The sequence below is a fragment of the Chitinivibrionia bacterium genome, assembly GCA_009779925.1.
Taxonomy (GTDB): domain Bacteria; phylum Fibrobacterota; class Chitinivibrionia; order Chitinivibrionales; family Chitinivibrionaceae; genus WRFX01.
Genome location: WRAZ01000023.1, coordinates 24,329 through 34,332, shown reverse-complemented (window position 1 = coordinate 34,332; position 10,004 = coordinate 24,329). Strand labels below are relative to the sequence as shown.

Annotated in this window: 6 protein-coding genes; 3 read left to right on the top strand and 3 right to left on the bottom strand. The window is 43.9% G+C overall.

Translation table 11 applies throughout. The features are described from left to right. From FWE23_07485 to FWE23_07475, 3 genes are all read right to left on the bottom strand, one after another. Positions 1-281 (bottom strand): Rpn family recombination-promoting nuclease/putative transposase (locus tag FWE23_07485; protein MCL2845276.1); only part of this gene is annotated, 281 nt, incomplete at its 3' end. A 139-nt stretch (positions 282-420) separates the two neighbouring features. Continuing rightward, positions 421-1,080: a tRNA (5-methylaminomethyl-2-thiouridine)(34)-methyltransferase MnmD gene (gene mnmD / locus FWE23_07480; protein MCL2845275.1), complete on the bottom strand. Its 660-nt coding sequence runs from the start codon at positions 1,078-1,080 to the stop codon at positions 421-423. A gap of 1 nt (position 1,081) precedes the next feature. Then, a complete protein-coding gene (locus FWE23_07475; GenBank protein ID MCL2845274.1) occupies positions 1,082-3,652 on the bottom strand; it encodes a hypothetical protein in 2,571 nt (856 codons plus the stop codon). Positions 3,653-3,937: 285 nt separating this feature from the next. On the opposite strand from FWE23_07475, the gene FWE23_07470 reads away from it, so the two are divergent. The 3 genes from FWE23_07470 to carB all read left to right on the top strand — a co-directional run bounded on the left by FWE23_07470 (position 3,938) and on the right by carB (position 9,949). Further along, positions 3,938-4,417 (top strand): ATPase, encoded by a 480-nt coding sequence (locus FWE23_07470; GenBank protein MCL2845273.1) that lies wholly within the window; start codon positions 3,938-3,940, stop codon positions 4,415-4,417. 223 nt (positions 4,418-4,640) lie between these two features. Beyond that, positions 4,641-6,530, top strand: coding sequence for a hypothetical protein (locus FWE23_07465; protein ID MCL2845272.1), 1,890 nt, complete (start codon positions 4,641-4,643; stop codon positions 6,528-6,530). Positions 6,531-6,715: 185 nt separating this feature from the next. Then, a complete protein-coding gene (gene carB / locus FWE23_07460) occupies positions 6,716-9,949 on the top strand; it encodes a carbamoyl-phosphate synthase large subunit (protein ID MCL2845271.1) in 3,234 nt (1,077 codons plus the stop codon). Positions 9,950-10,004: the final 55 nt, after the last annotated feature.

Sequence of the window (10,004 nt, the reverse complement as noted above, 5' to 3'; positions counted from 1 at the left end):
GCCCTGCTTGTGCCGTAAAGAATTCTATGGAAAAAATCGTTTTCTCTGCTTGTTTGAAATTCAAATATCGCAACTTCGTTATTGTCAATTTTTGCACACAAATCCAAGCGATTGTATTTGTCCTTTTCGTCTTCTTTGTTGCTTTCGCTCTCAATAAGTTCAAGAACTTTAACGTCTTTTTCAAGCAATTCTGTCAAAAAACCGCTCAAAACGTCAAAGTTTGCTTTGTCGCGTAATATTTCCTTTATAGCCCAATCAAACGACATTATATTTTTTTCCATAATTTCCCCCTATTTCGAGAAAAATACTATTTGCCCCAGCGAGAAAACCGCAAGATGAGGAAAAATGTAAAAATCTATACATTTTCTGCTCACGGTTTCTGTCGGCGTTGTCGTATAAATCGAAACACTCTTCCAAATTTTAGACTTGTGATCTTTCCGCAAACAACTTATGCCGCTTTCCGCCAAATCCTTTTTGCCGCTTCACAAAAAATCCCGCCGCACGTAAATTCTGCTTTACAAATCCGCAAGCAGTATATGTTCCTGCGGTTGTTCCGACTTTGCTCTTATCATAAACTTTTCTGCAAACATCCTCGCTCCACATATCGGGATTTTTCTCGGGCGCGTGTCCGTCAAGATACCAACAGTCGATTTGAGTGTCAAGTTCGTCCAAAAAATCAAGCACGTCGCCGAAATACAAATTGAAATTCACCGTTATTTCGCCAAACTGCCAAATCGCCGAATTAAATCCGTGTTTCAGATTACGAAATAACTCGTCGTAAAATTGCAAATACTGCGCGTAATTTTTCGGCGAATATTCACCGATTATTTCATCGATTTGCTCTTTTGACGGTGGGTGTTTTTCCACAGAATAATATTGAATTTCACAAGGGAAAGAAATGCACTCCAAAGTAGCAAGCAAATTCAACCCCGTGCCGAAACCAAGTTCGCCAATCGTTAAATTTTTGCTTGATTTTGCCTTCTCAACAACTCCGTTAGTACAAACGAAAACGGACTTCGATTCCTCGAAGCCGTTCTCTATTGAAAAATAACAATCGTTGTAAATCGAATTTACAGCCAAATTACCCCATCACAACTTCCACATTAACGCTTCCGCCTTTAGCAAATTCAAGAGGAATTACGTTTCCGTCGATGTCTTTGCCGTCAACTTTAATTGACTTAACGCCTTTTTGAACACCGTTGGGGTTTGAGAAGTTAATGTTAAACGTCGTGTTTCTGAAAGTTCTCACTGCCGAGAATTTCTTCCATTCGGGAGATACGCAAGGGTCAATTAAAAGACCGTTGTAATCTCTGCGAACACCGAAAATCCAGTCGATAAGAACGTTCAAGCGAGTGGGAGCAGTTCCTGTAAGCCAAGTATGTCCTGCTTTTCCGTGGTCGTTTGACGCGGGACCGGATACATATTCGGGATACACAAAACGCTCAGCCGCATACAAATACGGGTCGTCTTTACTTGCAACCGCAGGAAGCGTTTTCATATAAACGTCGTGCGCTTCTTTTCCGTAGCCGAAAATACAAAGCGACGCGATATACCAACTTTCGAGGTGTCTGAATTCGCCGCCGTTTTCTTTTTTACCGGGTGCGTTGCGTTTCCAACCTTGGTTATCTACAGGTAATTTTCCTTGGGTCATAGTTTTGTCGCCTTGGCAAATTGCTATACCGTATTTATCGTTAAGCGTGCTGTCGCAAACTTTTTTACAAGCGTCAAATCTTGCTTTGTCGGCTGCTCCGCTGAAACCTGCCCAAGCAATCGGCTCAAAGAATACGAAACCGTCGGTCTTACTGCTACCCAAATCAACGGGTGCGCCTGCGCCTTCCATATCTGCCAAAACTGCGCTCTTTTCAAGTCCTGTGTTTCCGAAATCCATACCTGCAAGGGTCTTTCTGAAGTCCTTTGACGCAACTGCGCGGATATAGTTTCCGTCCTTGTCGATACATTTCTTCTCAAGCTCTTCTTTAATGGTTTTTGCTTTTGCCGCATAATCCGCCGCCAAGTCTTTTTCTATTCCTTGTGTGTTAAAAAGCGTAATCATATCGTTAAGCGCTTTGTAGAATTGCTGTCCTGTCATAGAAGAAACGCTTGTGAAGTTGCCCGACAAGTCGTCGTTCCAGTCTGCCATATACATATAAGGCAAGCCGTTGTCGCTTTCTCTCCAAGTTTTGGCAATTCCTACTTTGAGGTGCTCAAGGATTGTGCCTTCTTTTGCAGGCAATTCTTCTTTTGCGTCGCAATAGGGGACTACTTCGTTAAGGAACGCGAAATCGCCGCTTTCTTTAATGTATTCGCAAACCGCATATACCAACCACAATGGGTCGTCGCAACAAACGAAACTCTTGTTTCCTGCCGCTTTTACGTAGAAGTTGTGATACACAAAACCGTCCGAGAACATTTGCTGAGCAGTAAACTTGATAAGTTCTTTCGCAGGTTTCGGGTCGTATGGCAAAAGCGCCAAAATATCTTGCAAAATATCGCGGAAACCGTAGCCGTATTCAAAGCCCGAGTGGAAACGCGACTTCATTCTGTTAAGAAGCGCAACCATCGCGCACTGATATTGAAGCCATTTGTAAGACGGGTTAATAACTTCGTCGTCGCCTTCTACTTTAATAGAAAGTTTTCCGAGTTCCACTTTCCATTCAGCTTTAACTTCTTCGAGCATTTTCTTTGCATTTTCGGGGTTAAGAACTTCGTTAAGAAACGCCTTAATTGATTTTTTGCCGTCGCAATAGTAATCTTCTGCAGAAGGTGTTGCGCTTACTACAATCAATTCTTTTGTTTCGCCTGCTTTAAGCGTAAATGAATTTTTAAGCGAAGCGAGCGCAGAGCAGTTTTCGTGTGCGTCGCGGTTAGGCAAATCCCAATTTTCGACAACTGCCGCAGGACTTCCCATTGTGTTTGAATGGTGTCCTACAAATTCGTCATAACGCGTAGCAAATTGATTATTCGGAAGGGAAGACGTATGAACAAGTACTTTTCCGAACATCCATTTAACTTTTTCTTCATTGCTGTCGAAATCGCGACCAAAGCCGTTTCTCCAAACAGTTGCGTTAAGTTCTTTGTCGATAAGCGCGGCACCCATCATAAGCGTATTAAAACCGCTGAACTGAATGTCGCGCGCGTCTCCGATATTCACGGGATTTACGTTAAACATTGTAATTTTGCGGTCTTGGCTGTCGTTGTTTTTAATTTTTATGATTTGAACCATAGCGTCGTATGAGTTCGGCACAAAATGCACCGATTCAACGTCGAAATTGTTGTATGATGTCTTGAATTTGAGGTAGCCGAAGCCAAATGTGGTTTCAAGCTCTTGCTCTTTGTTCATAACAGGATACCACGCGTTCGAGAAATATTTTCCGTCGTCTGTGCGGAAATATGCGTAAGTTCCCAACATTCTCGTTTTGTAGGGGTCTTCGTGAACAAATCCGTTAAGGATGTCGCCTTCTTGCGTTCCGATACGCGCAAAAGAAGTGCCGTTGTTCGTCATTCCCCAGCAGAGAGTGTCGATAGGTCTTTTGTTTCGTCTTGCCAAGAGCATAAGCCACGGCTCGCGAGTCATATCGCCGTTTTTCTCCTTAATTACGACTTCGTTTTCGGAGTTGAATTCAAATTTTCCGTTGTTCCTCAAGTTAGCCATAAAACCATCCCTTTCGTTAAGTTTTTTTAATAAGTTCAATACAAAATATGACACAATATACAATATGCCATCGCAATAAAGTGAAAAAATGTTGGTTTTTGAAAAATTTCACGCATTTGAGTTTTTCCATAACGTATTTTAGCCTTGACGTGCAATTTCTTGTTTAGTGCGCAGGAACAATTAAGTTCGGAAAAAATGATAATCTCAACGGGTTATCTCTGCGATTACGGGCGAGGACTTGTTATCACGTTTTTAATTACTCATTTTTATTGGAGGTTTGGTTTTATGGAAGTATCATCATTAGGTATGATTATGGGCTTCGTAGGTATGGCGCTTATGGTCGGTATGAGCGGTTTGGGTTGCGCAATCGGTGCGGGAAATATTCCTTGCGCGCTTGTTGGCGCGTTAAAGAAGAGACCTGATTGTTTCGGTTCGGGACTTGTATTGTCGGCGGTTCCTTCAACGCAGGGACTTTACGGCTTCGTCGGATTTGTTATTTTTTCGGGAGCTCTTGCGGTAAATGGCGCGTCAACTTTTAACGGCGCTCTTACCTTGGGCGCGGGAATTGCGCTCGGAACGGTTTGTTTGGTTTCGGCAATTTTCCAAGCGAACATCTGCGTAAGCGGTATGAACGCTATCGGAAACGGAAATGACGTATTCGGAAACACGCTCATTTTGATTGCGTTCCCCGAATTCTTCGCTATTATGTCTTTGGTTACAGCAATTCTTATTTCGGGAATGATGAGACCTGCGGTAGGAATGTAATAAGTTTTTAATTTTAAGATAAGTTAAGTTTGCGCTTAGCTTATCTTAAATATAAATATAGATATAAAAAGGGGGCATTAACAATGAGAGTGATTTCAAGAAGAAGTTTACACACACACACACACACACACACACACACACACACACACACACACACACACACACAAGCGGCTTTTCAGCCTATAAAAAAATCAAATTAACAACAGTCATTTTGGCAATTTTTATGATTATGTCGATAATATTTATCGGCGGATGCTCAAATGACAGCGATAATAATGCTCACACTGAATGCGTTTGGGGTGAATGGGTTGAAACAAGAGCGGCAACTTGTTTAGTTGGCGGCGAAGAAACAAGTGTATGCAGTGTTTGCAGTGAAACGAGAACCCGTCCGACAGCGACGTTGGGACACAATTTAAGCGATTGGATAATAATAACACCCGCGACTTGTATGACAGCAGGAGAAGAAGCCAGAACTTGCGCAAGAGGAAATTGTTCTTACGGAGAAAATAGACCAGTTGCAGCGACAGGGCATAATTTCGGCGATTTAACGGAAATAACAGTAGCAACTTGCGCCACAGCGGGATTGAGAGCGAGAGTTTGTTCTGATTGCGGAGCAAGAACAGGCGAACAGCAAATACCGATGTTAAGCCACGATTTAGGTTTGTGGGATACTACAATAGTTGCAGTTTGCGGTGAAACAGGAAGTAGAACAAGGTCTTGTCAAAGGGCGAATTGCGAACACTCAATAACAGAAAATATACCTGAACTTGCTCACGATTTAGGCGCGTGGGACACAACAAAAGTCGCGATTTGCGGCGGTGAAGCGGGAAGCAGAACAAGAGCCTGCCAAAGAGCGAATTGCGAGCATACTATAACAGAAAGCATACCTGTCCCTAATCATACTTGGGGTAATTTAGAGGTGATAACGCCTCCTACTTGCGCTGAGCCCGGTTTGAGAGCGAGAACTTGTTCTATTTGCGGCGCAACAAGCGGCGAACAAGTAATAAATGCGCTTACTCACGAATTTGGTCTGTGGGAAATAACAACACCGCCCGAATGCGATAAAGACGGCGAAGAAGTAAGAATTTGCACCAGAGAAAATTGCACTCATTCCGAAAAGCGACCGATACTTACGGATTGTATTACAATATCAACCGCCGCAGAATTGGCGGCGTTCAGAGACCAAGTAAACGCAGGAAATAATTTCTTAGGCAGAACAGTTTCGCTTGCAAACGACATTCAGTTGTCGGGCGTTTGGGTGCCTATCGGAAGATGGGCTCCGTTATCTGCAAATAATCGTCCGTTCAGGGGAACATTTGACGGCAATAATAATGTAATCAGAGGAATTGATATAAACAGCTCAAATGATTATCAAGGATTATTTGGGTTTATCGGAGCAGAGGGAATTGTAAAAAATCTCGGACTTGTTGATGTTAATATATCAGGGGAAGGTATTGTTGGCGGATTGGCTGGATATAACATTGGTACTATTAACAATTGTTATGTTTTTGGGCTTATCAGAAGCACTGCAAGCCGTGCTGGTGGTTTGGTCGGTTGGAATAACGGAAGAATTGAGAACAGTTATTCGGAAGCAAACATAAACGGGACAAGTAGTGTTGGCGGATTAGTTGGCTGGAATGAAGGTAGTGGCTTAATTGCGTTTTCATATTCTACAGGAACCGTTGCAGGAACGGGGACTATAACAGGCGCTTCAACTGGTGGATTGGTGGGTTTTAATGATGGAAGAATAGAAAACACTTACGCAATTGGGAATGTATCCGGAAGCACGTCTCATTGGTCGCCTGCCACTGGTGGCATTACGGGAACAAATGGAACTCACGGCAGAATAATCAATAGTTTTTCTACAGGAAATATAACAGGGAGTGGCAATCTCGGTGGATTAGTAGGAGTTAATAACGGCGGTGCGGGAGGAGTTGTAAATTCTTTTTATAACACCGAAACAAGCGAACGAAGCGACACGGGTAAAGGCACGCCGATAACCACCGTTCAAATGCAAGACCGTGAAACTTTTGTAAATTGGAATTTCACAACGATTTGGGGAACAAATTCAACAATAAACAACGGCTTTCCGCATTTGCGAGTTTTTCAATAACTAAAAACACCTCAGTCTGATATTCAAGAGACGTTGCTTTTTGCGGCGTCTCTTGTGATTTTTATCACATTTGAAAGGCAAATTTGCGAAAATTGTCAAAAAAAATGTATTTTATTTGCGGCATAATATATTTTTGTCGCGAAAAAAATCAAAAAAGTTCAAAACAATTGACGAAAGGAGATGTTGTGCCGAGAAGAAATGATATACGAAAAATTATGATTATAGGAAGCGGACCGATTGTTATCGGTTTGGCGTGCGAATTTGATTACTCGGGCGCTCAGGCGTGTAAGGCGCTTAGAGAAGAGGGCTACGAAGTTATTCTTGTTAATTCAAATCCTGCAACTATTATGACCGACCCGAATATGGCGGACAGAACTTACATTGAGCCGGTTACGCCTGAAGTTGTTGAAAAAATCATCGCTCGCGAACGTCCCGACGCCCTCTTGCCTACAATGGGCGGACAGACCGCGCTTAACGTGGCGTTGGCTCTCAGTGAAAACGGCGTTCTTAAAAAATATAATGTAGAATTGATAGGCGCAAACGAGCGAGCGATTAAACTTGCTGAAAACAGAAGCGAGTTCAAAGACGCGATGGTAGAAATCGGTCTCGAAAATCCGCGCGCCGAAATTGCATATAATATGAAAGAAGCGTGGGCGATTGCCGATAAGCTCGGGTTTCCCTGCATTGTTCGTCCAAGTTTGACAATGGGCGGAATGGGCGGCGGCATAGTTTATAACCGCGAAGAATTTGAAACTGTCGCCTCGAAGGGACTGCATTTGTCTCCGATAAGCGAAATTATTATCGACGAATCGCTTTTGGGATGGCAGGAATTTGAGATTGAAGTAATACGAGACCACAATGACAAAGTTATTGTGGTTTGTTCTATTGAAAACATAGACCCGATGGGAATTCACACGGGCGACTCCATAACGGTTGCTCCTGCGCAAACTCTAAATTGGGAGCAATACAAAAAAATGCGCGAAGCCTCGATTGCAATGATGCGCAAGGTGGGCGTTACGGGCGGAAGCAATATGCAGTTTGCAGTGCACCCCCAAAACGGGCGAATGCTTGTGATAGAAATGAACCCGCGCGTGAGCAGAAGTTCGGCGCTTGCAAGTAAGGCGACGGGTTATCCGATTGCAAAAGTTGCGGCAAAACTCAGCGTTGGCTACTCTCTGGACGAAATTAAAAATGACATTACAAAAAGCACGCCTGCTTCCATAGAGCCGACAATCGACTATGTTGTGACAAAAATTCCGAGATTTGCGTTTGAAAAATTCCCGGAAGCGGACGCGCGCCTCGGCGTTCAAATGAAGGCGGTCGGCGAAATTATGTCTATCGGCAGAACGTTTAAGGAAAGCTTGCAAAAGGGACTTCGCGGCTTGGAAATTCGCAGAATAGGCTTTGAAACCGATAAGCTCGGCGATTGCACTTTGGAAGAAGTCAAGCAGGGCAGTAAAGACCTTTACGCAGACAGAATTTTCTATATTTACGAGGCTATGAGCAGAGGCGTTTCGGTAGATGAAATTTACGAAATCAATAAAATTGACAAATGGTTCTTAAATCACATGAAAGAAATTGTTGATTTTGAGAAAAACTTGCCCAAGCTTAAAGAAATGGGACAAGACGAGCGAAAAGCGCTTCTTACACAAGCAAAAGAAATGGGCTTCTCGGACGCGCAAATTGCAAAATCAAACAAAATTTCGGAAGAAGCTGTTCGTGAAATCCGCAAAATGCTTGGAGTTGTTCCCGTATATAAAGCGGTTGATACTTGCGCGGCAGAGCATGAAACCTCAGTTCATTATTACTATGCAACCTACGAAAAAGAGAACGAATCGGTCGCAAACAAAAACCGTAAAGTTATGATTTTGGGCGGCGGTCCTAACAGAATAGGGCAGGGGATAGAGTTTGACTATTGCTGTTGCCACGCGGCTTACGCGCTTAAAGAGCTTGGAATAGAGAGCATTATGGTGAATTCCAATCCCGAAACCGTATCGACCGACTACGACACTTCGGACAAACTTTATTTCGACTCGCTCACTTTTGAAGACGTTATGAATATTATCGACCACGAAAAACCCGACGGAATTATTGTGCAGTTCGGCGGACAAACGCCGCTTAATTTGGCAAGACGTCTCAGAGACGCGGGCGCAAAAATCATCGGGACTTCGGTTGAAAGCATCGACAGGGCGGAAAGCCGCGAGGAGTTTTCGGCGATGTGCAGTAAATTGGGCATAAAACAGCCTGCAAACGGAATGGCAAGCACTCCCGAAGAGGCAATCGAAATAGCAAACCGTATCGGATACCCGATTTTGCTTCGTCCGAGTTTCGTGCTTGGCGGTCGCGGAATGAGAACGATTTACTCTTCCGACGGTCTCGATAAATTTGTAAACGAGGCGAAAGAAGCTGGCGAAAACCGTCCTGTTCTTATCGATAAATTCGTGCAAGACGCGATAGAAGTCGATGTTGACGCGGTTTCCGACGGAACAGATACTTTGATTTGCGGAATTTTGGAGCATATCGAAGAGGCGGGCATTCACTCGGGCGACTCAGCCTGCGTTTTGCCGCCGCACACTTTGCCCAGACGTATCATAAAAGAAATTAAGGAAATCACCAAAAAAGTTGCCGCGGAACTCAACGTGGTCGGACTTATGAATATCCAGTTTGCGGTAGAAGGCAACGACATCTATATAATAGAAGTTAACCCGCGCGCAAGCCGCACAGTTCCGTTTGTGGCAAAAGCGACGGGAGTTGCGTGGGCAAAAATCGCCGCAAAAGTGATGACAGGTGTTAAGCTCAAAGATATTCCCGAGGCAAACGAGGTGAGTATGGACTTTTTTGCGGTGAAAGAATCGGTGCTTCCGTTCAACAAATTCCCCGGCTCCGACCCAATGCTTGGTCCCGAAATGAAATCGACGGGCGAGGTTATGGGATTGGATAAAGACTTTGGAACAGCATACATAAAGGCGCAAGAGGGCGCTTACAACAAAATGCCCAAAAGCGGCTCGGTATTCCTTTCCGTTCGTCATACAATTCGTCGCCACATAGTGTTTATGGCGAAGAAAATCCACGAGCTCGGCTTTAGGATTTATTCGACCGACGGGACAGCAAATATGCTTAACAATAACGGAATTCCTGCAATTCCCGTTCCGAAAGTCGGTATGGGCAAGCCCGACATTGTCGATATGATAAAGGAAAACAAGTTTGATTTGCTGATAAACATTCCCGAAGGACAGCGCGCGCTTTCCGACAGCAAACCGATAAGAACCGCGGCGATTTTGCAGAAAACTCCTTATATCACGACGATCGAAGCGGCGCAAGCGGCAGTTGCGGGTATGGATTCGCTCGCAAAACAAGATTACAGCGTAAAAACAATTCAGGAATACGTGAAAGAAATGACGTCTGTTGCGAAGAGCTGAGTAAAAAAACAGTGAAAATTGTATAAAAACGCGGGGAGGGCTTTGTCCTCCTCGC

Bases quoted from the DNA above. Each gene is read 5' to 3' on its own strand.
- FWE23_07475 (MCL2845274.1), bottom strand. From the start codon at position 3,652: ATGGCTAACTTGAGGAACAACGGAAAATTTGAATTCAACTCCGAAAAC.
- FWE23_07470 (MCL2845273.1), top strand. From the start codon at position 3,938: ATGGAAGTATCATCATTAGGTATGATTATGGGCTTCGTAGGTATGGCG.
- FWE23_07465 (MCL2845272.1), top strand. From the start codon at position 4,641: ATGATTATGTCGATAATATTTATCGGCGGATGCTCAAATGACAGCGAT.